17 protein-coding genes are annotated in these 24,275 nt (G+C 72.3%); 7 read left to right on the plus strand and 10 right to left on the minus strand.

The genetic code is table 11. The features are described 5' to 3' along the window. Window positions 1-11: 11 nt before the first annotated feature. The 6 genes from VG869_11660 to arfB all read right to left on the minus strand — a co-directional run bounded on the left by VG869_11660 (window position 12) and on the right by arfB (window position 7,510). The gene (locus VG869_11660; protein ID HEV3451847.1) at window positions 12-782 is read right to left on the minus strand and encodes an ABC transporter ATP-binding protein; all 771 of its coding nucleotides are present in this window, start codon (window positions 780-782) and stop codon (window positions 12-14) included. Beyond that, the gene (locus VG869_11665; protein ID HEV3451848.1) at window positions 779-1,585 is read right to left on the minus strand and encodes an ABC transporter ATP-binding protein; all 807 of its coding nucleotides are present in this window, start codon (window positions 1,583-1,585) and stop codon (window positions 779-781) included. The genes VG869_11660 and VG869_11665 overlap by 4 nt, the downstream gene beginning before the upstream one ends. Next, window positions 1,582-4,317, minus strand: coding sequence for an ABC transporter permease (locus tag VG869_11670; GenBank protein ID HEV3451849.1), 2,736 nt, complete (start codon window positions 4,315-4,317; stop codon window positions 1,582-1,584). Before VG869_11670 ends, VG869_11665 begins: the two co-directional genes overlap by 4 nt. A 54-nt stretch (window positions 4,318-4,371) precedes the next feature. Next, window positions 4,372-5,775 (minus strand): ABC transporter substrate-binding protein, encoded by a 1,404-nt coding sequence (locus VG869_11675; GenBank protein HEV3451850.1) that lies wholly within the window; start codon window positions 5,773-5,775, stop codon window positions 4,372-4,374. A gap of 113 nt (window positions 5,776-5,888) precedes the next feature. Continuing rightward, on the minus strand, window positions 5,889-6,986 hold the full coding sequence (locus VG869_11680) for a hypothetical protein (GenBank protein ID HEV3451851.1): 1,098 nt from the start codon (window positions 6,984-6,986) through the stop codon (window positions 5,889-5,891). 104 nt (window positions 6,987-7,090) lie between these two features. Beyond that, a complete protein-coding gene (gene arfB, locus VG869_11685) occupies window positions 7,091-7,510 on the minus strand; it encodes an alternative ribosome rescue aminoacyl-tRNA hydrolase ArfB (protein HEV3451852.1) in 420 nt (139 codons plus the stop codon). Between the two features lie 232 nt (window positions 7,511-7,742). Between arfB and VG869_11690 the strand changes: the two genes are divergently transcribed. Genes VG869_11690 through VG869_11710 form a run of 5 tightly spaced genes read left to right on the plus strand, consistent with a single transcriptional unit; the run spans window position 7,743 to window position 13,733 of the window. Beyond that, on the plus strand, window positions 7,743-9,335 hold the full coding sequence (locus VG869_11690; GenBank protein HEV3451853.1) for an ABC transporter substrate-binding protein: 1,593 nt from the start codon (window positions 7,743-7,745) through the stop codon (window positions 9,333-9,335). A gap of 31 nt (window positions 9,336-9,366) precedes the next feature. Continuing rightward, the gene (locus VG869_11695; protein ID HEV3451854.1) at window positions 9,367-10,374 is read left to right on the plus strand and encodes an ABC transporter permease; all 1,008 of its coding nucleotides are present in this window, start codon (window positions 9,367-9,369) and stop codon (window positions 10,372-10,374) included. Between the two features lie 49 nt (window positions 10,375-10,423). Continuing rightward, window positions 10,424-11,575 (plus strand): ABC transporter permease, encoded by a 1,152-nt coding sequence (locus VG869_11700; GenBank protein ID HEV3451855.1) that lies wholly within the window; start codon window positions 10,424-10,426, stop codon window positions 11,573-11,575. Further along, window positions 11,572-12,660 carry an ABC transporter ATP-binding protein gene (locus VG869_11705; GenBank protein ID HEV3451856.1) on the plus strand — a complete coding sequence of 363 codons (1,089 nt, stop codon included), beginning with the start codon at window positions 11,572-11,574 and terminating at the stop codon, window positions 12,658-12,660. Before VG869_11700 ends, VG869_11705 begins: the two co-directional genes overlap by 4 nt. Then, window positions 12,660-13,733 (plus strand): oligopeptide/dipeptide ABC transporter ATP-binding protein, encoded by a 1,074-nt coding sequence (locus VG869_11710; GenBank protein HEV3451857.1) that lies wholly within the window; start codon window positions 12,660-12,662, stop codon window positions 13,731-13,733. Before VG869_11705 ends, VG869_11710 begins: the two co-directional genes overlap by 1 nt. A gap of 36 nt (window positions 13,734-13,769) precedes the next feature. Here VG869_11710 and lon read toward each other — a convergent pair whose 3' ends face one another. The 3 genes from lon to VG869_11725 form a co-directional block, all read right to left on the minus strand. After that, window positions 13,770-16,115: an endopeptidase La gene (gene lon, locus VG869_11715; protein HEV3451858.1), complete on the minus strand. Its 2,346-nt coding sequence runs from the start codon at window positions 16,113-16,115 to the stop codon at window positions 13,770-13,772. Between the two features lie 141 nt (window positions 16,116-16,256). Further along, the gene (fumC, locus tag VG869_11720; protein ID HEV3451859.1) at window positions 16,257-17,648 is read right to left on the minus strand and encodes a class II fumarate hydratase; all 1,392 of its coding nucleotides are present in this window, start codon (window positions 17,646-17,648) and stop codon (window positions 16,257-16,259) included. 11 nt (window positions 17,649-17,659) lie between these two features. Then, on the minus strand, window positions 17,660-18,496 hold the full coding sequence (locus tag VG869_11725; protein HEV3451860.1) for an SDR family oxidoreductase: 837 nt from the start codon (window positions 18,494-18,496) through the stop codon (window positions 17,660-17,662). A 52-nt stretch (window positions 18,497-18,548) separates the two neighbouring features. Here VG869_11725 and VG869_11730 point away from each other — a divergent pair, with 52 nt between their 5' ends. Then, the gene (locus VG869_11730) at window positions 18,549-20,783 is read left to right on the plus strand and encodes a CocE/NonD family hydrolase (protein ID HEV3451861.1); all 2,235 of its coding nucleotides are present in this window, start codon (window positions 18,549-18,551) and stop codon (window positions 20,781-20,783) included. Then, complete coding sequence (locus tag VG869_11735; GenBank protein ID HEV3451862.1) at window positions 20,780-22,465, plus strand: DUF885 domain-containing protein; 1,686 nt, start codon at window positions 20,780-20,782, stop codon at window positions 22,463-22,465. Before VG869_11730 ends, VG869_11735 begins: the two co-directional genes overlap by 4 nt. On the opposite strand, the gene VG869_11740 is transcribed toward VG869_11735, so the two are convergent. Continuing rightward, window positions 22,462-24,264: a M3 family oligoendopeptidase gene (locus tag VG869_11740; GenBank protein ID HEV3451863.1), complete on the minus strand. Its 1,803-nt coding sequence runs from the start codon at window positions 24,262-24,264 to the stop codon at window positions 22,462-22,464. The genes VG869_11735 and VG869_11740 overlap by 4 nt on opposite strands. Window positions 24,265-24,275 lie beyond the last annotated feature (11 nt).

A 24,275-nucleotide genomic window follows, 5' to 3' on the forward strand; every position in this document is an offset into this window, starting at 1 on the left:
CTCCGGCGGTGTCAGCGCCGGGTCGGGCCGGCGCCGTTCCCGGACCCGCCCTCGCCGTGGATCGCGGGCAGGATCCGGTCGCTGACGTCACCGAGCTCGTCGGTGCGACCCGAGAGCTGCACCCGCCCCTTGCCCATGACCACGACGTGGTCGGCGAGGCTGAGCGCCTGACGGACGTGCTGCTCGACGACGAGCAGCGCGGTGCCGCTGGCGTGGATGGTGGCGAGGGTGGCGTACACCTCGTCGATGATGAGGGGGGCCAGGCCCAACGAGAGCTCGTCGGTGATGAGGAGCTTCGGCGCCCGCACCAGCACCCGCGCCAGCGAGAGCATCCGCTGCTCCCCGCCGGACAGCGTGCCCGCCACCTGTCGCCGCCGCTGCCCGAGCCGGGGGAACAGGTCGTAGGCGCGGCTGAGGGCCGCCCGGGCCTCCCGCCGGCCGAAGCACTGCCGGAACGTGAGCGCCAGGTTCTCCTCCACGGAGAGGGTGCTGAACACCGAGCGGCCCTCCGGCGCGTGGACGACCCCCATCCGGGCCAGGCGGTAGGCGCGCTGCTCGGTGACGTCCTGGCCCTGGTAGAGGATCTGTCCACCGATCGGGTGCAGCAGGCCCGAGCAGATCCGCACGACGGTGGTCTTGCCGGAGCCGTTGCCGCCGAGCAGCGCGGTGACGCCCCCCTCGGCAATCGTGAACGACACCCCGAACAGGGAGCGGAACGGGCCGTAGCTGGCTTCGACGCCGCGCAGCTCGAGCAGCGGCGCAGGTGCGGCGCGAGCGCTCACAGCATGTCCCCGAGGTAGGCGCGGCGGACCTGCTCGTCGCCGAGCACGGCGGCGGTCGAGCCCGACGCGATCAGCTCCCCGAAGTCGAGGACGTACAAGCGGGTGACGAGGCTGGAGACCATCTCGACGTCGTGCTCGACGAGCAGGACCGCGAACTCGTGCTCGGCTTGCACGGCGGCGAGCTTGTCCGCCAGGCCGGCCGTCTCCTTCACGTCCAGCCCGGACGACGGCTCGTCGAGGAGCAGCAGCTTGGGCTGGGTCATGAGGGCTCGGCCGAGCTCGACGAGACGCCCCCGACCCAGCGAGAGGGATTCGACCGGCTTGTCGGCCTCCCGCTGCAGACCGGTGATCTCGACCATCCGCTCGGCGAGGGCCTGCTCGTCGGCGGTCGGCTTCGCCAGGTTCAGCAGGTCCTTCCACAGCCGACCGGTTCCGCGGCGGGCTCGCTCGGTGACGAGGAAGTGCTCCCGCACCGTCATCCCCGAGAAGAGCTCGAGCCGCTGGAAGGTGCGGCCGAAGCCGAGCCGGGCCCGCCGGTGGACCGGCAGGCGGGTGATGTCGCGCCCGTCGAAGCGGACCGTCCCGCCCTCGGGGCGGAGCATGCCCAGCAGGCAGTTGAAGAAGGTGGTCTTCCCGGCGCCGTTGGGTCCGATGAGGCCGACCATCTCCCCGGGCGCGACGTCGAGGTCGACCTGGTCCAGCGCGCTGATCCCGGCGAAGCGCTTCGTGATGCCGCGCGCTGCGAGCAGCGGCTCCGGGGCCGACCCGCGGCCGGTCGCCTCGGCGACGCTCGGCGCGCTCACTCGCTGCCACCGGCGGGGGTGGGCACGAACGCCGGCGCGGGCGCCGCCTCCGGCTCGTCTCGGCCCTCGGCCATGGCCCGCACCTCGCCCTCCTGCCCGATCGACACCTCGTTCACCGCTCCTTGGATCCCGGCCACGGCCTGGAGCCACACGACCGTGATCATGAATACCACGAGGACGACGGGCCACCCGCTCGGCGGCGTCCCGGCGCCGATCGTCCCGATGCCCCTCGCGGCCGTCATCCGCGAGAACAAGTAGGTGCCCACGACCACGAACACCGCCGGGACGACGCCGTCCCGGTGGACCATCGGCAGGTCCAGCCAGCCCTTGGACCGAGCCACCCGCTCGACCTGGGCCGGCAGCCACAGGAACATGGCGAACGCGGCCCCGGCGGCCACGCCGACGAGCACGTCGTCGAGGACGCTGCCCGGCAGGTCGCCGAAGAGGGGGATGCTGTGGCCGCCCGAGTGGAGGCCGAGCCCCGCCGCGGCGCCGAGGACGGCGCCGCCGAGCATGACGAGCGAGCCGCGTGGCGCGCCCCCCAGGCCGCGCAGGGACCCGTCGGTCCGCAGCATCCACAGGAGGAGGAACACGACGCTCGGCACGATGAACACGAGCAGCGTCACCGTGTGCACCTTCGCCCACGAGTCGTCGATCAGGCTCCGGCCGAGCAGGTAGGCGAGGTAGAGGGCAGGACCGGCGGCGCAGGGGACCACCACGGCGGCCACGCGGGTGTAGGACTCGGGCAGCCGCCGGGCCGCGGCGTACGCCTTCGCTCGGGCGTTCAACGCTCGGGCTCGGCCCATCTGCACGATGCTCTTGCGGGTGTTGTACTCGACGATCCCTTCGGGGTGGCGGGCGTAGGTGATCGCGCCGAGCCCGAACAGGATGAGGAAGATGCCCGGCTCGAGGTGCAGCGCGTCCTGGAGCAGCCACTGCACCACCACGAAGCTGATCCCGGCGTTGACGGCTCCGTCCACGGTGCGGGAGCCGAGCGTGACGACCAGCACGACCCAGGCGATCCCGATGATGGTCGGGAAGGTGGCCCCCTGCCCGACCCGGATGTCCTGCGCGACCATCGCGTACAGCGCCCCGCCGATGCCGGCGACCGCCGACGACACCGCGAACAGGGTGATGCGCAGCGCGGTGGCGTTGATCCCGATCGAAGCCGCCGCGGCCTCGCTGCCCCGGATCGCCATGAAGAACCGGCCGGTCGTCCCCTTGCGTATCAGGATGACCGCGAACGCCACCAGCGCGAAGACCGCGAACACGAAGAGGAAGAACGAGCGGTCGCTCTGCGCGAACTCGGGCCGCGGGACGTGGACGCCGACGTTCCCGTTCGAGATCTCGGACCGGTTGAAGACGACGTTCTCGACCATGAGCCCGAAGGCCAAGGTGGCCAGGGTGAGATAGATGCCGCCGAGACGAAGGGCGGGCAGTGAGAAGAGGGCGCCGGCGGCGGCGGCGACGACGGCGCCGATGACGATCCCGGCAAGGATCGGGATCCCGTGGTCGACGGCCAGGTCGGCCGCGGTGAATCCCCCCAGCCCGGCGAACGTGGCCTGCGCGAGCGAGATCTGGCCCGCGAACCCGGTGATGATCGTGATCGAGAGGAAGATGACGGTCAGGGTCAGCCCGTCGGTGAGGCGCAGCACCCACAGGCCGCTGACGATCGTGAGCATGGCGGCGATGAACCCGACGATGAAGACCGGGAAGGCGATCTTCGTGAGCCGCTCGACCTCGGGCGTCTTGTAGGTGTGCGCCATGGCCGGCGGGGGCGGGTCGACCCCGGCGAGGGGGTCCACCGACTCCCGACGGCGGATCGAGCGAACGAGCACCAGGACGAGGAACAGGACGAGGAAGGGCAGGGTCGGCCGGATGTCCTGGGCGACCTCCCCGCTGGTGCTGAGCCCGAACCAGTTGTGGAGCACGTCGGGCAGGGCCCGGTCGGCGACGCCGAGGGCGATGCCGGCCGCGAGGGTGACGGGGAGGCTCTGGAGCCGCCCGACCGCGGCGGCGGCGATGGTGACGACGAGCAGCAGGACGTAGGTCGTCACGTCGAGGCTCTGGGCCAGGGTCGCCAGCAGCACGCCGGCGATCCCGGCCAGCAGGCTCGAGAGCATCCAGGCGACGGCGCTCACCCGCTCGGAGTTCACCCCGGCCAGCTCCACCATGCGCGGGCTCTCGACGACGGCACGCATCTGCAGCCCGATGGCGGTGTACCGGAACACGAACCCGAGCACCAGGACGAGCACGACCGTGATGATCGCGGTCATCGTGAAGTCCCACGCCACGAAGTGCGACCCGATGTTGAAGCCAGCGGCGTTGATTCCCAGCATCTTCGGGATGCTCGAGGTCGCGGTGACCGGGATGGGCTGCTCACCGCTGATGAACAGCTTCACGATCTCCGGCAGCGCGACGAAGATGCCCAGGACCGTGACGAGCTTCACCTGCCAGGCCGCGGTTCGCATGGCCCGGAACAGGATCCGGTCCAGCAGCAGGCCGAACAGCGGCGAGACGAGCAGCACCGCGGTGACGAGCCCGATCCAGCGCGGGTCGCCGTCGACCTCGACCATCTCCACGTACACGGCGCCGGCGAGGAAGGCTTGCGCCGCGAACGCGAAGTTGAAGACTCCGGTCGTCTTGTACGTGAGGACGATCCCGACGGCGATGAGCGCGTAGACACAACCGAAGGGGATGCCCTCGATCAGCCAGGCAGGGATCTGATTCACGAGGCCCTCAACCTCCGGTCGCGGATCTCCTCGGGTTCCCTCCCCCAGGCCTGGCTACGGCGGCGGGGGCGTCGTGGTCGGGATCGTCGCGCTGGGCGGCAGCACGTCGGTCGGCTTCGGCGGCCGGTAGTAGAGGGTCGACGAGTTGAGCGCGTCCGGCAGCGGGAAGTTCTGGCTGCAGACCCAGGGCTGCCCGGGCTTGCCGAACTGCGGCACGAACTTGCCGTTGATCACGGCCACGTACGCGGTGCAGGCCTCCGGGCCCGGCCCGTGGTCGACCGCCCAGTTGATCGGATAGATGATGTTGTCGGCCGTGTAGCCGTTGATGTGGTTGATCGCGTTGACGACCGAGGCCTGGGTGAAGTTCGGGCCGGCGGCCTTGATGCCTTGGTACAGCAGGTCGGCGTTGATCCAGCCGGCGAGTGCTTGCTCGTTGAGCGGCTTGCCGAGCTTGTTCATCTGGGCCGCCCACCGCGTCATGCCCGGTGACTGGTTGATCGACTGGAAGGGCATGAAGTCGATGCCGAAGTAGAACCCGTTGAGCTCGCTGCCGTACTTCTTCAGCGTTGTGGGGTCATAGCCCTGCGGGGCGTAGAACTTTGCGTTCGTCAGTCCCGCCCGGCGCAGTGCCTGCGCGACGCGCACGTTCGCGCCGACATCCATGCACGTGCCGACGAACTGCACGTTGCCGGCCTTCATCGCGTCGACGTCGGAGCCGAGATCCGTGAAGCCAGGTGTCAGCGACTTGTCGTTGCGCACCACGTTGAGCCCGAACTTGCGGAAGCCGGCCTCCATGCCGTTGGCGCACTGGGCCGACTGCGGCACGGTGTAGGCGAGGATCGCGACGTTGCGAGCGCCGACCTGCTGGGCGAGGTACGCCGGCGCCTCCTGCGGACAGTCGAAGCAGAGGAACGAGCCCTTCTCGCCGAACAGGTTCGGTGCGCCGCTCCCGGTGCACGGTGGGCCCACCCCTCTCGTCGAGCATCCAGCCGGGTAGGCCGATCCCACGGTCGGGTAGCCCGTGGCCCACTGGGCGTTGATGTTCCATCCGAAGGTCGGGACGCCGGATCTCGCCAGGTACGAGCCGGCGCTGAAGTTGTCGACGACGACCGGCAGGACGGCGAAGACGTGCTTCTCCTCGACGAGCGAGCGGGCCTGGATCAGGTCCTGGGACGGCGAGTCCTGGTCGTCGAGCTTGGCGATCAGCTTGAACTTGTGACCGAACGCGCCGCCCTTGGCGTTGATGTAGTTGAAGTAGGCCTGGACGCCGTCGAAGCCGGACGCGTAGGGCTGGCCGACGAAGTTCTCGACGCCGGCCATGCCGCCGACGTTGATCGTGGTGGGGGTGACCCCAGGACGGCCGGCCTGGGCGCCGGCGGGGCCGGCTCCGACCACCCCCACCGTCAGCGTGGCGACGACCGCGACGATGCAGGCCCGAACGGCACGGTTCCTTCGCATCGGACTCCCCCCAAGTCGGCCGACGATGGGCCGCACTCTAGCCACGAACCCGCCTGACGCTCACGTCAGGTCGCGCCACGTGCGGTGGCGCCGTGCGCGCGGCTCGGGGCGATTCAGGCCGGGGTGGCGCGGCGCCGCCGCACGAACCGGGGCCGCCAGCGCAGCGACCGGTCCGACGACCACGGCGCGTATGGCGCCATCGTCACGCTGGCCAGCCCGAGCAGCACCGAGTCGTAGTTCACCCGCCACCCGGCGAAGTCGCGCCAGGCTCGCTCCCGGTCGGGCCGCACCAGCGCCCCCGACCCACCGAGACGCTCGTAGGCGTCGTTGAACTCCGAGCGGGCGATGCTGATGGGGTCGTCGGGACTGGGGTCGGGGTCGTACGGGATTCTGAAGATGTCGGCGATCTCGCGGAGCGCGAGCGTGCCGGCCCGGATGCACAACCCGGCCTGGGGTGACCAGGGGATGGCGAGCGTCGACTGGGCGAGCGACGCCGCGTCCAGGAGCGCGCCCGCCGCCGTCACCCACGAGCGGTCGGGGTGCGGCGACCGGAAGAAGACCAGCACCGCCAGCGACGTGTGCGTCTCGGCCACGTCGGCGAACCACGCCTCCCATGCCGCCCACAGCTCGGGCAGCTGTTCGTTCCAGCCGATGGCGTGGTAGCGCTGGAGGAGCTCGACGCCGCTCGGCGGGCGTCCGGCCCGGGTGGCGAGCTGGGTGACCGCCAGCTCGCGTCGGGAGAAGGCGCCGTAGATCGTGGGCAGGTAGGCGATGAGGAGGGCGAGGAGGCCGAGCCCCGAGCCGGCCTCGAGGAACACCAGGATCGCGCTCGCCACGCCGCTCGGCGGCGCCGCGAACCCGAGGGTGAAGAACGACGAGCCGCTGAGCTCGAACGCGTGCTGCCAGTCCGTCACCTCCAGCACGCCCCGGTAGATGAGCATGAACCCGACGATGACCAGCGCCATCCAGAAGGCCACGAGGAGCAGGAGGAACACCGGCCCGTACAGGGCCATGATGCGGTCGCGCCGCTCGTACGTCTTGCCCTCGCGGGCGAGCAGGTCGAACCCCTTTCGCAGCGTCGTCGCCAGCGCCCGGGTCAGGAACGGGGTGACGCCGCGCGGGAGGACGAACGTCCGCAGCGCCGAGTCCAGGACGGCGACGATGATCAGCGCGCCGGCGCCGGTACAGACCGCGTCGACGACCAGGTGCACCCCGACAGCCTCGCAGAGCCGGTCCCGACCGGCGCGGGCGCTCGGCTCCCCCGGTGCTCGCCCGGACCGAGGTCGGCGTCGGGGTCAGGGCCGACGCCGCGGTGTCACTCCTCGTCGGGCTGGGGCCGGGACCGCCGCCGCTTGAGCTGGCTGCGGCGCCGCTTCGTCTCCACCCGAGCGCGCTTGGTGGCCGCGCTCGGTGCCGTGGGTCGGCGGGGCGGGGCGGTGCGGAGTGCGGCGGCGAGGCGACGAGCGAGCCGCTCGAGGGCGAGCTCTCGGTTGCGCGCTTGGGAGCGGCTGTCGGCGGCGCGGGCCCGCACCACCGGGCCGAGGCGCTCGAGCAGCCGGGCCCGCTGACGGGGCCCGAGCGACCGGGAGGAGGCCACGTCGAAGACGACCTCGACCGCGGTGTCGGAGGTGTTGGCGTGCTGCCCGCCGGGGCCGCCCGACCGGCTGGCTCGCACCACCAGCTCGCGCTGGTCGATCCGGCACGACGGGCTGACCCTCAGCCAGCGCGGCCCCATCGCCGCCGACGGTACCCGCGGTTCTTCGACCCCCCCGGGCTTCGTTACCGGCCAGTAGAGTCCCGGGGCCGCCATTGACAGCCCGCGGCGGGCTTCTAGAGTGGCGGCACCGTGACGGGGGTCACAGCCCGCACGAGCAGCACGGCCCGCGGGACGTCCGCGTCCCATCAGTTCTGGGGGGAACACGGTGGCCGATCCGCACCGGCACGAACCTCGTCGGCTCGCCCGCGCCGTGGCCCTGGTGGCCGCGGGGGCCCTGGCCCTGACCACGCTGGGGGGGATCGCCGGCGCGTCGACGCACGGAGCCGGGCGGCAGAAGAGCGGCGGGGACCTGAAGTTCGGGCTCGAGGCCGAGACGACCGACTACTGCCTGGCCCGCGCCCAGCTCGCCATCTCGGGGATCCAGGTCGTCGCCGCCATCTACGACACCCTCACCGTCCCGAACGACAAGGGCGTCGCGGTGCCGTACCTGGCCAAGTCGGTCACGCCGAACAGCGACTTCACCCAGTGGACGATCGGGCTCCGCCCTGGCGTCAAGTTCCAGGACGGCGAGGCGCTCGACGCCGCCGCCCTGAAGCTGAACCTCGACACCTACGCCGGCCTGCCCGGCGGCGTCAGCGCGTCCGGCGGCCCGCTCTTCGCCATCTACCTCTCGTTCGTGCAGGGCGTCACCGTCGTGGACCCGACGACGGTGCAGGTCACCCTCAAGAAGCCCGTGGCCGACTTCCCCGAGTACCTGTACTCGACCGGTCGGATGGGCATCGAGGCGCCGGCGCAGATCAACAGCGGCCCGGGGTGCTCGACGAACATGATCGGCACCGGCCCGTTCAAGCTGCAGTCGTACCAGCAGAACCAGTCGACCGTCGTCGTGAAGAACCCGAACTACTGGCAGCCCGGCTACCCGAAGGCCAACTCGATCACCTTCGTGCCGATCCCCGACGGCGCCGCCCGCAACACGCAGCTGCAAGGCGGCCAGATCGACCTGACCCACCAGTCGGGTGGTCTCCAGGTCGACAACCTCAAAAACATTCCAGGCGTCAAGCGCCTCACGCAGCAGCCCGGCTTCCGGGAGATCTCCCACTACTTCCTGCTCACCAAGAACCCGCCGTTCAACAACCAGACCGCCCGCACCGCGTTCCAGCTGGCCGTGAACCGCACCGAGATCAACCAGATCCGGAACAAGGGCGTCTTCACGGTGGCCAACAGCGTCATGGACAGCAAGGTCCCCGGCTACCTGTCGAACGCGGGCTTCCCGAACTTCGACCTCAAGAAGGCGCAGGCCCTGGTCAGCCAGTACAAGGCTCAGAGCGGCGGCCAGTTCAACGTCATCCTCGGCACGACGACCGACCCGGACGCCAGCGCCGAGGCCCAGCTCCTGAAGGAGCAGCTCAGCAAGGCCGGCATCAACGCCACCATCGCCCAGTTCGACCAGGCGACCCTGATCAACAAGGCGCTGAGCTTCAGCATCGACGTGTTGCTGTGGCGGAACCTCTACGGCGAGTACAGCGAGGCTGCGGACGCCGAGACGTTCATCTGGTTCCAGAGCGGCAGCCCGGTGAACTTCGGCGGGTTCAACGACCCGCAGGCCCAGGCCCTGCTCGACCAGGGGCGGGGGGCGACGTCAGCGGCGCAGGCGGCGCCCATCTACCAGCAGTTCAACCGCCTGATGGCCCAGAAGGGTTACCTGCTGCCGACCTGGTTCGTGAACTGGACCATCGGCTACAACTCGGCCGTCAACCTGAACTTCCCGCCGCTGCCAGACGGTCACGGGAAGCCGCTGTTCGCCTACGGGCGGATCCCGGTGCTCGGCCTGAGCAAGAGCTAGGAGTCCAGGCAGGAGTCAACGGACCAGCAGGATGCACAACGAGCTGCTTCGACTGATCGGGCGCCGGCTCATGCAGCTGGCGGTCGTCCTGATCGTCGTCAGCTTCTTCACCTTCCTTCTGATCCGGCTCCTGCCGGGCGACCCGACCCAGACCATCATCCCGTTCGGCCGGGGGCCGTTCTTCGAGGCCGCCCGCCGCCGGCTGCGGGCGGACCTGGGGCTGAACAAGGGCTTCTTCACCCAGTACTGGGACTACCTGACCGGGCTCCTGCAGCTGAACTTCGGGCACCAGTACTCGTCGGGGCGGTCGGTCTCGACCCTCGTCAACCAGTCCCTGCCGGTGTCGCTCGAGCTCATGGTCTACGCCCAGATCATCTCGCTGGCGATCGCCATCCCGCTCGGCGTGCTCGCGGCCTACCGGGCCGGCACCCGGACCGACAGCGTCATCAACACCACCGCGTTCGGGGCGCTGGCCCTGCCGAACTTCGTGCTCGCCCTCCTGCTGTCGTTCTTCATCGGCGCGCAGCTGCGGTGGCTCCCGACGGGCGGGTACGCGCCCGGCTGGCTCGACCCGATCTTCAACGGCAGCGCGCACATGGACCTGGGCCAGCACCTGCGGTACATGATCCTCCCGGCGTTCACGCTGGCGGTGGGTCAGATCGCCGTCTACATGCGGCTGCTCCGCACCGACATGATCGCCACCCTCCAGGAGAACTTCATCACCTTGGCCAAGGCCAAGGGGCTGAGCAACCGGCGGATCCTGTGGCGTCACGCCCTCCGACCGTCCAGCCTCACGCTCCTGACCGTGGCCGGGCTGAGCGTCGGCACCCTGATCGGCGGGGCGGTGGTGGTCGAGGTGATCTTCACCGTCCCCGGGATGGGCCTGAAGATCTTCCAGGCGATCAACGCCCGGGAGTACGTGGAGCTCCAGAGCTACATCGTGATCATCGCCGTGCTCTTCGTGCTCGTGAACTTCCTCGTGGACTTCTTGTACGCCGTTCTCGACCCGAGAATTCGCCGTGCCCGGGTTGCGGCGTAGCGCCCGCCCGAGCCCCGGGCCCGGTCGGGGGGCGACCCCCCCGACCGACGTGCTCCGGCCGGACGCCCGCGAGCTCTACGGCGACGCGCTCACCGCCGACGCCGCCCTGCCCGGGGTCGAGGCGGTCGAGGCCGGTCCCGAGGGCGAGCGCCGCCGCCCCGGGCTCAGCGTCGGGGCCTGGATCGCCATCGCCTGGATGGTCTTCATCGTGCTCGTGGCCGTGCTGGCCAAGACCGGCATCTTCACCTGGGGCGACCCCCAGGCGGTCCACGCCTCCTGCGCCCGCAAGGGGCCGTTCTCCACCGACGGGTCCGCCTCCGGTCACCTGCTCGGGTGCGACACCGACGGGCGCGACATGATCGCCCGCCTGGCCCTCGGCGCCTGGACGTCGCTCCTGGTCTCGATCGGCGCCATCGCGGTCGGGTTCATCGTCGGCGGGGGCCTCGGGATCGTCGCCGGCTACTTCGCGGGCCAGCCGAGCCGCGTCATCGCCGCCATCGTCGGCGGCGTGTTCGGCGCCGCCTTCGGCGTCATCGTCGGCGGCGTCGTCGGCGCGGCGGGCCTCGGGCTCCCGGACGCCGTCGCAGCCGTCATCGGCGCGTTCCTCGGCATCGGCGCCGGGGTCTACTTCGGGTACCAACGCGGCGACGTCGACGCGTTGATCGCGAACATGTTCAACGTGATGCTGTCCGTCCCCGCGATCGTCCTCGCCCTCGCGCTCGTTGCCTTCTTGCAGGGCAGCGAGGCGGCGGGAACGAAGGCCGTGCTCCCCGACGTCCTGATCCTCATCATCGCCATCGGGATCGTCGCCGTGCCGCTCGTCGGTCGCATCTCGCGGGCGAGCGCGCTCACGTGGAGCCAGCGCGAGTTCGTCCTCGCGGCTCGCGCCCAAGGAGCCCGGCCGGGCCGGATCATGGTCCGCGAGGTGCTCCCGAACGTGGCGCCGGCCATGTTCTCGATCTCGCTGCTCGGCATCGCGGTGGCGATCGTGGCCGAGGGCACGCTCGCCATCCTCGGCGTGGGGGTGCGGCCGCCGGCCCCGTCGTGGGGCAACATCATTGCCCTGGACCGCAACGCCCTGTTCAACAACCCGCACATCGTGTTCGAGGCGTCGCTGCTCATCTTCGTGACCGTGCTGGCCCTCAACTACCTGGGTGACGTCGTCCGGGCCCGGTTCGACGTGCGGGAGGCCGGCATTTGAGCGCCCGCTTCACCGAGGTCCAGTACGACGGGCCGCTGCTGGAGGTCACCGACCTCAAGACCGCGTTCGACACCGACCGGGGGCTGGTGCGAGCGGTCGACGGGGTGTCGTTCAGCCTCGAGCGGGGCCAGACGCTCGGCATCGTCGGCGAGTCCGGCTCGGGGAAGACGGTGCTGGCCCGGTCGATCATGAACCTGCTCCCCCACCGGGGCCTGGTGCGAGACGGCTCGGTGCGGTTCGAGGGACGGGAGATCTCGACCCTGTCCCCGAAGGAGATGCGCGCCTACTGGGGCGCCCAGATGTCGATGATCTTCCAGGACCCGATGACGTCGCTGAACCCGGTGATGAAGATCGGCAACCAGATCACCGAGTCGATCCGCCAGCACCTCGACGTGTCCCGGGACTACGCCGTCGGGCTGGCCGAGGCGCTGCTCGCCTCGGTGCGCATCCCCGAGCCGAAGGTCCGCCTCGGCGAGTACCCGCACCAGCTCTCCGGGGGGATGCGCCAGCGCGTGTGCATCGCGGTGGCGCTGGCCTGCGGCCCGAAGCTGCTGTTCGCGGACGAGCCGACGACGGCGCTCGACGTCACCGTCCAGGCCCAGGTGCTCGACCTCATCGCCAAGGAGCAGTCCGAGCGCTTCATGGCCATGATCCTCGTCACCCACGACCTCGGGGTGGTGGCCGGCCGGGCCCAGGAGATCGCGGTGATGTACGCCGGGCGGATCGTGGAGCGGGCCACGACCAGCGTCCTGTTCGCCGACATGAAGATGCCGTACACCGAGGCGCTGTTCGCCTCGATCCCCAAGATCGACGAGCACAGCCACACCCGCCTGACCACGATCCCCGGCCGGCCCCCCGACCTGTCCGAGTCGCCGCCCGGCTGCAAGTTCGCCGCCCGCTGCCGCTACGTGCAGGAGCGCTGCCTCGACGAGGAGCCGCCCCTCCGGGCCGGCGTCGAGGCCGGCCACGAGTTCCGCTGCTGGTTCCCCGTCGGCACCCCCGAGGGCAACGAGGCGCTCGAGCGCAACGAGCGGGAGGGCCGGGTCCCCGCCGCGGCCACCGTGGCTGCCGCGGGCGGGGCCTGATGGCCGGGACGGGGACCGCGCACCTGCGCGACCCGGAGCGAGCGCTCCTGCGGGTCGAGGACCTGGTCGTCGAGTTCCCCGTCGGCCACCTCAACGAACGGGTCCACGCCGTGTCCGGGGTCAGCCTCGACATGATGGCGGGCGAGACCCTCGGCCTGGTGGGCGAGTCCGGCTGCGGCAAGTCGACGACCGGGCGGGCCGTGATGCAGCTCCCGCCGCCGCAGTCGGGCAGCGTCCGCTTCGACGGCGTCGAGCTCACGAGCCTCCGGGGCGAGGCGCTGCGCCGCGTCCGCCCCCAGCTCCAGATGATCTTCCAGGACCCGATCTCGTCCTTGAACCCGCGCCGACGGGTCCGAGACATCGTCCGAGAGGGCCTCGACATCTGGCAGCTGGGCGACAAGCCGGCTCGCGACGCCAAGGTGGACGAGGTCCTGGACGCCGTCGGCATGGAGCCGGCGAACGCCGCCCGCCACCCGCACGAGTTCTCGGGCGGCCAGTGCCAGCGCATCTCGATCGCCCGGGCCGTGGTCACCGACCCGAAGCTGATCATCTGCGACGAGCCCGTGTCGGCCCTCGACGTCTCGGTCCAGGCCCAGATCCTGAACCTGCTCGAGGACATGAAGCGCCGCTACGGGCTCACGATGGTGTTCATCGCCCACGACCTCGCGGTCGTGAAGAACGTCAGCGACCGGGTCCTCGTCATGTACCTCGGCAAGATGTGCGAGGTCGGGTCGCCCGAGGACCTGTACGCCCAGCCGTCGCACCCGTACACCGGCGCGCTGCTCGCCGCCATCCCCGTCCCCGACCCGTCCGTGCGTCCCGACGAGGAGCGGGTCCTCGGCGGCGAGGTCCCGTCCCCGATCCACCCGCCGACCGGCTGCCGGTTCCGCACCCGCTGCCCGAAGGCCCAGGAACGGTGCGCGGCGGAGGAGCCCGTCCTCCGCCCGATCGGGCCCAACCACTACGTGGCGTGTCACTTCCCGCTCCAGCCGGGCGAGCAGATCGACTTCACGCGCGTCGGCGTCGGCGCCACCATCGACGCCTCGCCCGACGGCGACCGCGCCCACCGCTGACACCGAGCAAGGCTCGGGCCGCGGGGGCGCGGGTCGTCAGGCTGCCAGCGCCTGGTCGGGCGTGGCCAGCGCGAGGTCGAGGACCTCGGCCACGTCGTCGACCAGGTGGAAGGTGAGCTGCTCGCGCACGGCGGCCGGGACGTCGTCCAGGTCGGGTCCGTTGCGGGCGGGCAGGATCACCGTGGTGAGCCCGGCCCGCTGGGCCGCCAGGACCTTCTGCTTGACGCCGCCGATGGGCAGCACGCGACCCTGCAGGGTCACCTCGCCGGTCATGCCCACGTCGGGTCGCACCGGCCGTCCCGTCAGCAGACTGGCGAGCGCCGTCGTCATCGTGACGCCGGCCGACGGGCCGTCCTTCGGGATGGCGCCGGCGGGCACGTGGACGTGGAAGCGTCGGGCCGCGTCGGCGGGGTTCACGCCGAGCGCGTCGGCGTGGCCCTGCACGTAGGACAGCGCGATCTGGGCCGACTCCTTCATGACGTCGCCCAGCTGGCCGGTCAGGGTCAGGCCGGGCTCGCCCGCCATCGCCGTCGCCTCGATGAACAGCACGTCGCCACCGGTTCCGGTCACGGCCAAGCCGGTCGCGACACCGGGCGTCGCCGTCCGGTCGGCGAGCTCGGCGAAGAACCGCGGCCGACCCAGGGCACCCGGCACGGCGTCGGCGTCGACGACCACCGGGGCGGTGGCGTCGCCGCTCACGAGCCGGGCCGCCACCTTGCGCAGCAGCTTCCCGAGCTCGCGCTCGAGGTTCCGGACCCCGGCCTCGCGGGTGTAGTCGGTGACGATGCGCCGCAGCGCCCCGTCGTCGATCGTGACGTCGTCGACCCCGAGGCCGTTGCGCTCCAGCTGGCGGTCCAGCAAGTGGTCGCGGGCGATCGCCACCTTCTCGTCCTCGGTGTAGCCGTCGAGGCGGATCACCTCGAGCCGGTCGAGGAGCGGCCCCGGGATCGTCTCGGCCAGGTTCGCAGTCGCGATGAACAGCACCTGCGACAGGTCGAGGTCGACCTCGAGGTAGTGGTCACGGAAGGTGTGGTTCTGCGCCGGGTCGAGGACCTCGAGCAGCGCCGACGACGGGTCGCCCCGCCAGTCGGCCCCGAGCTTGTCCACCTCGTCGAGCACGATCACGGGGTTCATCGTGCCGGCCTCGGTTAGGGCGCGGACGACGCGGCCCGGCCGGGCGCCGACGTACGTGCGCCGGTGCCCTCGGATCTCAGCCTCGTCGTGCACGCCGCCGAGCGCCACCCGGGTGAACTTCCGACCGAGGGCGCGCGCGATCGACTCGCCGAGCGAGGTCTTCCCCACGCCGGGGGGCCCGACCAGCGCCAGGATGGCGCCGACGCCGCGGCCGGTGGCCTCACCGAGGCCCCGGTCGGCGCGCAGCTTCCGCACCGCGAGGAACTCCACGATGCGGTCCTTCACGTCCTCGAGACCGGTGTGGTCGGCGTCGAGGATGCGTCGGGCCGCGCCGACGTCCAGGTTGTCGTCGCTGCGCTCGCCCCAGGGGACCTCGAGCAGCGTGTCGAGCCAGGTGCGGATCCACCCGTGCTCCGGGCTCTGCTCGCTCGTCCGCTCGAGGCGGTCGAGCTCGCGGGTGGCCGCGTCGCGGATCGCCTCGGGCAGGTCGCGCTCCTCGAGCGTGCGTCGGAACTCGGAGACCACGTCGCCGTCGTTCTCGCCCAGCTCCTTGCGGATGGCGTCCATCTGTCGGCGCAGCAGGAACTCCTTCTGCTGGGCCTCCATCCCGTCGGTCACCTCGGAGCGGATCCGATCGGCGACCTCGAGCTCCGCGAGGGCGTCGCGCGCCCACGCCACCACCGCCTCGAGCCGCGCCTCGACGTCGAGGGTCTCGAGCAGCTCCACCTTGCGCTCGATGGCCAGGTCGGGCCACCAACCGGCGGTGTCGGCGAGCGCGCCGGGATCGGTGACGCCCTGGATGGCCTCGGCGAGACGCCCGGCGCGAAGCCGCGTGGCGATCTCGCTCACGATGGCCCGGTACTCAGTGCTGAGCTCCTGGGCCCGCGGGGACGCGGCCGCCGGCTCGGCGACCGGCTCGGCCTCGACCCAGAGCGCGGCGTCGGTGCCGGCCACGCCGACCCCGACCACGGCGCGCGAGAGGCCTCGCAGCAGCAACGCCTGGACGCCGTTCGGCAGCTCGCCGGCGCTCTCGATGCGCGCCACGGTGCCGACGCGGGCGTACCGGCCCTCGACCCGGGGCACGAGGAGGACCTGGCCGTCCCCGCCGCCGGCGGCCTCGGCCGCCCGGCGGGCGTCGTCGGACTCAAGGGCGAGGGTGACGACCATCTGGGGCAGGACCACACCGCTGCTCAGGGGGAGCAGGGGCAGCACCAGGCGCTCGTCCAGGGAAGGGCTCGTGTCGGCCATCGTGACCTCGGATCCGATTACAGGATTACGTTGACGGATCCAACGGCGGGGCCGGGATCCTCATTCCCGACCCGACCCTCAGCAATGGCGCCGGCTCCTGGGCCCCCAGGGCCCGCTCGGGCCGGAGCCGGGGCCGGGGGCCTAGCCGGGGCCGGTCATGCGCTCGGGCCGGACCAGCCGGTCGAACTCCTCGGCGCTGAGGTGCCCGAGGGCGACCGCGGCCTCCCGGAGGGAGGTCCGATGGCGGTGGGCGTGCTTGGCGATCTCGGCCGCGGTGTCGTAGCCGAGCTGGGGGCTCAGGGCGGTCACCACCATCAGCGAGCTGGCCAGGTGCTCGGCGATCCGGTCGGTGTTGGCCTCGAGCCCCTCGACGGCGAACCGCCGGAAGTTCGTCGCCGAGTCGGCGAGGAGCCCGATCGACTGGAGGACGTTGAAGATCATGACGGGCTTGAAGACGTTGAGCTCGAAGTTGCCTTGCGACCCGGCGAACCCGACCGTGGCGTCGTTGCCGAGGACCTGGGTGCACACCATCGTGAGGGCCTCAGCCTGGGTGGGGTTCACCTTGCCCGGCATGATCGAGGAGCCGGGCTCGTTCTCCGGGAACACGAGCTCGCCCAGGCCGGCGCGGGGTCCGGACGCGAGCCACCGCAGGTCGTTGGCGATCTTCATCAGCGACACCGCGAGCGTGCGGAGCGTGCCGCTGGCCTGGACGAGGGCGTCGTGGGCGGCGAGGGCGGCGAACTTGTTCGGTGCTGACACGAAGGGCAGCCCGGTCAGCTCGGCGATCCCAGCCGCCACGCGCTCGGCGAACTCCGGGTGGGTGTTGAGGCCGGTGCCGACGGCGGTGCCGCCGATCGCCAGCTCGTAGAGGTCGGGCAGCGCGGTGTCGATGCGGTCGAGGTCGGCGTCGAGCTGGGCCACGTAGCCCGAGAACTCCTGGCCGAGGGTCAGCGGCACCGCGTCCTGGAGGTGGGTGCGCCCGATCTTCACGATGTCGGCGAAGGCGACGGCCTTGGCGTCGAGCGCGTCGCGCAGGGCTCGGATCGCGGGCTGGAGTCGGTGGGTCAGCTCCTCGACGGCGGCGATGTGCATCGCGGTCGGGAAGGTGTCGTTCGAGGACTGGGACATGTTGACGTGGTCGTTCGGGTGGACGGGGTCCTTGCTGCCCTTCGTGCCCCCGCCCAGCTCGATGGCCCGGTTGGCGACGACCTCGTTCACGTTCATGTTCGTCTGGGTGCCGCTGCCGGTCTGCCAGACCGCGAGCGGGAACTCGTCGGCCAAGCCGCCGGCGATGATCTCGTCGGCCGCGGCGACGATCAGCGTGGCGAGCTCCGGCGCCAGCTGGCCGAGGTCCTGGTTGACGAGCGCGGCCGCCTTCTTGAGGATCGCCATGCCGCGGATCACCGACGCCGGCATCCGCTCCTCGCCGATGCTGAAGTGGTGCAGCGACCGCTGGGTCTGCGCGCCCCAGTACCGGTCGGCGGGGACCTCGATCGGTCCCATGCTGTCCGTCTCGGTTCGGGTCGCCGTCATCGCGATCGACGCTAGCCCTGGTCGCGGCGTCGACCCGGTGAGCCGGCGCGCCGCACGTGCCGATCGAAGGACGCCCGGAGGTAGGGGCCGAGGAGCCCGGCGGCGCGCGCCAGCACCGCCGTCCCCGGGTCGGCGGTGATGACGAGCCGGTCCCGCTCGACGCCCCGCACGATCGCCCGCGCCACGGTCGCCGGCGACCGCACCTTCACGGATGCCGAGATCCGCGCCGTCGCCGCGGGCTTCTCGAGGTTCTCGCGCGCCAGCCCCGGCGTGTCGGTGTCGGGCGGGTAGGCGCAGGCGACGACGACGCCGTACGGCTTCAGCTCGCACCGGAGCGTCTCGGCCAGGCCTCGGACCGCGAACTTCGCCGGCGAGTAGGCCGAGTAGCCGTAGACCCCGACGATGCCGGCGGTCGAGGACACGAGCAGGAGATGGCCGCGGCGGCGCTCGATCATCGAGGGCACGACGCTGCGGACCGCGTGCAGCGTCCCGAAGTAGTCGAGGGCCATCTGCTCGTCGAACGCCGACGCCGGCAGCTGCTCGAAGTGGCCGGGGCGCGCCGCGCCCGCGCTCGTCACCAGCACGTCGACCGGTCCGAGCTGGGCCGTCAGCAGGGCCACGGCGACCTCGAGCCGGTCCGGTTCGGTGACGTCGGCGGGCTCGGCCGCCACCCGCGTCCGGTCGCCGACGCTGCGCTCGAGGTCGTCGAGCGCGCGCGTGAGCCGCGTCGCGTCTCGGGCGACGATCGAGACGCGGGCGCCCCGCGCCAGCGCGGCGCGAGCGGTCTCCAGCCCGATGCCGCTCGATCCGCCGGTCACGAGGACGTGCGCGTCGGCGAGGCGGGTCACGGCCCGGGATGGTGCCATACCGCGGCGGGACTCCGATACGTTGCCGGACGGCATGCCGCGTCGCTCGCTGCTTCTCACCGCGCTCGTCGTCGGCGCGCTCACGGTGCCGCCCGCGGCCGCAGGCGCGAGCGGCCCGCCGGCGGTGGCCACGGCGAGCCCTTCCGCGGGCTTCCACGCCGCCGGCAGCGTCGAGCAGGTGTACGTCACGGGTGCGCCGAGCGGGACGCGGCTGGACCTGGTGGGCGCCACCGGGGCCCGGGTGCAGGAGGGACACGCCGATTCGCAGGGGGCGCTGCTGTTCCGCAGAGTCGCGCCCGGCGACGGGTACCGCGTCCAGTCGGGCGACGGCCGGCACCTCCGGTCGCCAGAGCTGCGGGTGCTGCGTCCCGACGAGAGCCCGCCCCCGTCCTTCTACCGGAGCCAGCGCCTCGGCCCCGGCTACGGGTACCTCACCACCCGCGACGGGACGGAGCTGGCGGTGAACGTGCACCTGCCCGGGCCCCCCGAGCTCGGCCCGTACCCGACGGTCGTCGAGTACTCGGGCTACGACCCCGCCAACCCGGGCGGCACCCAGCCGGCGTCGATGATCGCCCAGGCCCTCGGCTACGCGACCGTCGGGGTGAACATGCGCGGCACCGGCTGCTCGGGCGGGGCGTGGGACTACTTCGAGCCGCTGCAGTCCCTCGACGGCTACGACGCCATCGAGGCCGTCGCGGCCCAGCCGTGGGTGCTGCACGGCCTGGTCGGGATGGTCGGCATCTCGTACCCGGGCATCACCCAGCTGTTCGTCGCCGCCACCCGGCCGCCTCACCTGGCCGCGATCACGCCGCTGTCGGTCATCGACGACACCTATCGCGGCGTCCTCTACCCGGGGGGCATCCTCAACGTGGGCTTCGCGGTGGCCTGGGCCAAGGACCGCCAGCACGACGCGCAGCCGGCGGGGCAGTCGTGGGCGCGCCGGCGCATCCGCGACGGCGACGCCGCCTGCGCCGCCAACCAGGCCCTGCGGCTCCAGACCCCCGACGTCCTCGGCCAGATTCGCGCCGCCCGCTTCTACGTCCCGGCTCGGCTCGACCACCTGAACCTCGACCTCCTGGTCTCGAAGATCACGGCGCCCACGTTCCTCGCCGGCGCGCTCGAGGACGAGCAGACCGGTGGCCGGTGGCCCGAGCTCGTCAGCCACTTCCCCCCGACGACGACGCTGCGGGTCACGATGACGAACGGCACCCACGCCGAGGGGTTCGGACCGGCGGTGGCCGTGCGCTGGGGCGAGTTCCTCGACCTCTACGTCGCCCGTCGGATCCCGGCCATCCCGGCCGGGGTGCGGGCCGCGGCCCCGGTGGAGTACGCGGCGATCTTCGGGACCGCGCTCTCGCTGCCCCCGGACCGCTTCGCGGGGGCGACGAGCTACGCCAGCGCCCTGGCCCGCTACGAGGCCGAGCCTCGCGTGCGCGTCCTCTTCGACAACGGGGCCGGGCCCCCGGTCGGCGCGCCGGTGCCGGGCTTCGAGGCCTCGTTCCCGAGCTGGCCGCCCCCCGGCGTGCTGCCGACGACGTGGTACCTCCGGGCCGGTGGGCGCCTCGACCGGTCGGCGCCCCCGGCCGCCGACCACGGGTCCGACGCGTACCAGTACGACCCGACCTCCGTGCCCGCCACCGACGCCACCCCGGAGACCGCGAACGACATCTTTGGGAGCCTGCCGCCGTACAACTGGGAGGCCCCGCGCGCCGGCGCCGCGCTCGCGTACACGAGCGACCCGCTTCCCCGCGACTTGGTGCTCACCGGGCCGGCCAGCGTCGACCTGTGGTTGCGCACGACCGCGCCGGACACGGACCTCGAGGTCGCGCTCACCGAGGTCCGCCCCGACGGCAAGGAGACGTACGTGCAGAGCGGCTGGCTGCGGGCGAGCCACCGGACCACGCTCGACGCCGCGGCGTCGACGCCGCTCGAGCCCCGCTACACGGACGAGCAGGCGCAGGTCCGCGCCATGCCGAAGGGCCGGCACGCGCTGGTCCGGGTGCCGCTGTTCCCGATCGCGCACGCCTTCCGCGCCGGGTCGCGGCTCCGCATCATCGTGCAGGCCCCGGGCGGCAACCGGCCCCTCTGGGCGTTCGAGGACCTGCCCGCGGCCGGCTCGGTCCGCAACGAGGTCGCCCGGTCGGGCATGCTGGCGTCCAAGCTCGTGCTCCCCGTCAACCCCGCCGTCGCGGTGCCGACCCCGCTGCCGCCCTGCCCCGCGCTGCGAGGCGAGCCGTGTCGCACCGCCGACCCGCCGGTGGGACGATGACGTCCGCCGTCGCCGCCGTCGCCGACCGCTACGTGGAGCGCGCCGCCGCCCTCGACCCGGTGGCAGCGACCCTCGAGGGGCTCCCCGGCCACGACGACGAGCTCACCGACTACTCCCCCGACGGCGTGGCCGAGCGGCTGAACCACGACCGCGCCACCCTCACCGAGCTCGGCCGCGCCGCCGCCCACGACGAGGGCGACCGGGTGGCGGCCGAGGTGCTCCGCCGGTTCCTCGAGATCGGGGTCGAGGTGACCGAGGCCGGCGAGCCGCTGCGGGCGCTCCGGGTCATCGACTGCCCGATCTCGAGCGTCCGCATGGTGTTCGACCTCATGCCCCAGGAGACCGAGGCGGACTGGGACACCATCACCGCCCGGGCCGCGGCGGTGCCGCAGGCGCTGTCGTCGTTCCAAGACGCGCTCACCGAGGGGGCGCGCGGGGGCCTCCCCGCGGCCCGCCGTCAGGTCGTGGCCTGCGCCCGGCAGGCCGACACCTGGGGCGGCCAGCTCGACACCGGCCAGCTCCCGTTCTTCCTCTCGCTGCTCGAGCGCTTCGACGCCACCGGCCTCGACCAGCCCGCCCTCCGCGGCCGCCTCGAGGAGGTGGCCGGCCGCGCGACCGCGGCGTACGCGTCGCTCGGCCGGTACCTGGTCGAGGAGTACCTGCCGCACGCGACCGAGCGGGACCCGGTCGGCGAGGAGCGGTACGAGCGCATGGCGCGCGCGTTCACGGGCACCGCGCTCGACCTCGCCGAGACCTACGAGTGGGGCTGGGAGGAGCTCGCCCGCATCGAGGCCGCGATGGCGAGCGTCGGGGACCGGATCCTGCCGGGCGAGTCGATCCCCGCCGTCATCGAGCACCTCGAGCACGACCCGACCCGCACCATCGAGGGCGTCGACGTCTTCCGAGCCTGGCTCCAGGACCTGCTCGACCGCACCGTCAGCGAGCTCGACGGCGTCCACTTCGACATCCCGGCGCCGGTGCGCCGGGTCGAGGCGATGATCGCGCCGCCCGGCGGCGCGGCGGCGATGTACTACACCGGCCCGTCCGAGGACTTCAGCCGCCCGGGGCGAACCTGGTACCCGACGCTCGGCCGCACCCGCTTCCCCCTGTGGGGCGAGGTGAGCATCTGCTACCACGAGGGCGTCCCGGGCCATCACCTCCAGATCGGCACCGTGCGCCACCTCGCCGACCGGCTCACCCGGTTCCAGCGCACGATGGCGGGCAACTCGGGTCACGCCGAGGGCTGGGCGCTGTACGCGGAGCGGCTGATGGGCGAGCTCGGCTACCTCGACGACCCGGCCTTCGAGCTCGGCATGCTGCGGGCCCAGGCCATGCGGGCGGTGCGGGTGGTCGTCGACATCGGTCTGCACCTCGAGCGCACGATCCCCGCCCACGAGTCGTACCACCCGGGTGAGCGGTGGACGCCGGACCTGGCCCTCCCGTTCGTCATCGAGCGCAGCCACTTCCCGCCCGACTTCATGGCCAGCGAGGTCGACCGCTACCTGGGCCTGCCGGGCCAGGCCATCTCCTACAAGGTCGGCGAGCGGGCCTGGCTGCGGGCGCGCGACGAGGCGCGCCGCCGCCGCGGCGACGGCTTCGACCTGAAGGCGTTCCACGCCTTCGCGCTCGAGCTGGGGCCGATGGGCCTCGACCAGCTCGAGGCCGAGCTGGCCCGGTTCTAAGCCGGCAGGCGGCCGGCGGCCGCGGCGGCCTGCTCCGCGGCGACGAGCTGCTCCTCGACGATGGCCAGCCCACCGTCCCAGAAGCCGGGGTCGGCCAGGTCCACGCCGACGATGCGGCCGAGCGCCTCCGGGGTCTCGGAGCCGCCGCGCGAGAGCAGCTCGAGGTAGGCGGGCACGAACGCCGCCCCCTGCCGCTCGTACTGGCGGTACACCGAGAGCGCGAGCAGCTGCCCGTACGCGTAGGCGTACACGTAGCCGGGGGTGCCGATGAAGTGCGGGATGTACGACCACCAGCACCGGTACCCGGGCGTGAGCTCGACCGCCGATCCGAGCATGTCGGCCTGGGTCTCGATCCAGCACGCCCCGAACCGGTCGACGCTCAGCTCCCCGCGCTCGCGGCGCTCGGTGTGCACGCGGTCCTCGAACCGGTTCATCGCGATCTGGCGGAACACGGTCGCGATCTGGCCCTCGAGGCTCTCGGCCAGCAGCGCCAGGCGGGCGTCGGGGTCCGTCGTCTCCGCCAGCAGCCGCCCGAAGGTGACGGTCTCCCCGAACACCGACGCCGTCTCCGCCAGCGTGAGCGGCGTCGACTGGTGGAACACGCCCTGACCACGGGCCAGGTAGGCGTGGGCGCCGTGCCCGAGCTCGTGGGCCAGCGTGAGGACGTCGCGTCGGCGACCGGTCCAGTTCAGCAGCACGTACGGGTGCGCCGACGGCACCGTGTACGCGCAGAATGCCCCCGGCCGCTTCCCGGGCCGGACCGGCGCGTCGATCCACTGCTCGTCGAAGAACCGGCGCACGACGTCGGCGAGGTCGGGCGAGAAGGACGCGTACGCGTCGAGCACCAGCTCGGTCGCGCCGCGCCACCCCAGCTCGGCGTCCTCGGCCGCGATCGAGGCCATCCGGTCGTAGTCGGCGATCCGGTCCACGCCCAGGAGGCGAGCCTTCAGCGCGTACCAGCGTTGGGGGATGTCGTAGCGCCGCACCACCGCGTCGACGAGCGCCTGCACCGACTCGTCGCTCGCCTCGTTGTCGAGGTTGCGGCTCGCGAGCCAGTCCGGGTAGTGGCGGATGCGGTCGTCGCTGGACTTGTCGGCGAGCAGCGTGTTGAAGATGAAGGCCCGGGTGCGGAGACCGGGCTCGAGCGCCTCGCTCACCGCCTCGGCCGCGGCCCGGCGGACCTCCCGGTCGGGGGCCTGCAGCCGTGACAGGGCGGGCTCGAGGGCGGCGGGGCCGTCGTCGAGCTCGACGGTCAGGGCCGCGGTCAGCTCGCTGAAGAGGCGGGACCAGGCGCTGCGCCCGGTCACCGCCTTGTCGGCCAGGATCCGCTCCTCGGGCTCGGTCCGGAGGTGCGGCCGGTAGCGACGGACCGAGAGCAGGTGGTGCCGGCAGAACGCGAGCGCGGGGTCGTCGATGATCGCGGCCACGTGCTCGTCGGCGAGCGCCGCCCACTCGAGCTCGACGAAGAGCAGCTCGTTCGAGATCGCCGTCGCGCGCTCCTCCACCGTGGCCAGCAGCGCGCCGCGAGCCGGATCGCTCGTGTCGACAGCGAAGCGCAGCGCCGCGTACGAGCCCGCCCGTCCGATCAGCTCGGTGATCGTCGCCAGCTCGTGCATGAGGGCGGCGGTGCCCGCCGGGTCGAGGTCGGCCACGCGGCCGCGGTAGCCGCCGAGGTCGGCGGCGCGCCGCTCGGCGTCGTCGAGGAGCGCGGCGGCGCCGGCCTCGCCCCGCCCGTCGACGAGCGGCTCGAGGTCCCACGCGACGTCGGCGCCCGTCCGGTCCACGTCGGTCGCGGTCACGGCGGCCGATC

This window comes from Acidimicrobiia bacterium (assembly GCA_035948415.1).
Taxonomy (GTDB): Bacteria; Actinomycetota; Acidimicrobiia; order IMCC26256; family PALSA-555; genus PALSA-555.

Bases quoted from the DNA above. Each gene is read 5' to 3' on its own strand.
- lon (HEV3451858.1), bottom strand. From the start codon at position 16,115: ATGGCCGACACGAGCCCTTCCCTGGACGAGCGCCTGGTGCTGCCCCTG.
- VG869_11675 (HEV3451850.1), bottom strand. From the start codon at position 5,775: ATGCGAAGGAACCGTGCCGTTCGGGCCTGCATCGTCGCGGTCGTCGCC.
- arfB (HEV3451852.1), bottom strand. From the start codon at position 7,510: ATGGGGCCGCGCTGGCTGAGGGTCAGCCCGTCGTGCCGGATCGACCAG.
- VG869_11710 (HEV3451857.1), top strand. From the start codon at position 12,660: ATGGCCGGGACGGGGACCGCGCACCTGCGCGACCCGGAGCGAGCGCTC.
- VG869_11735 (HEV3451862.1), top strand. From the start codon at position 20,780: ATGACGTCCGCCGTCGCCGCCGTCGCCGACCGCTACGTGGAGCGCGCC.
- fumC (HEV3451859.1), bottom strand. From the start codon at position 17,648: ATGACGGCGACCCGAACCGAGACGGACAGCATGGGACCGATCGAGGTC.
- VG869_11695 (HEV3451854.1), top strand. From the start codon at position 9,367: ATGCACAACGAGCTGCTTCGACTGATCGGGCGCCGGCTCATGCAGCTG.
- VG869_11730 (HEV3451861.1), top strand. From the start codon at position 18,549: ATGCCGCGTCGCTCGCTGCTTCTCACCGCGCTCGTCGTCGGCGCGCTC.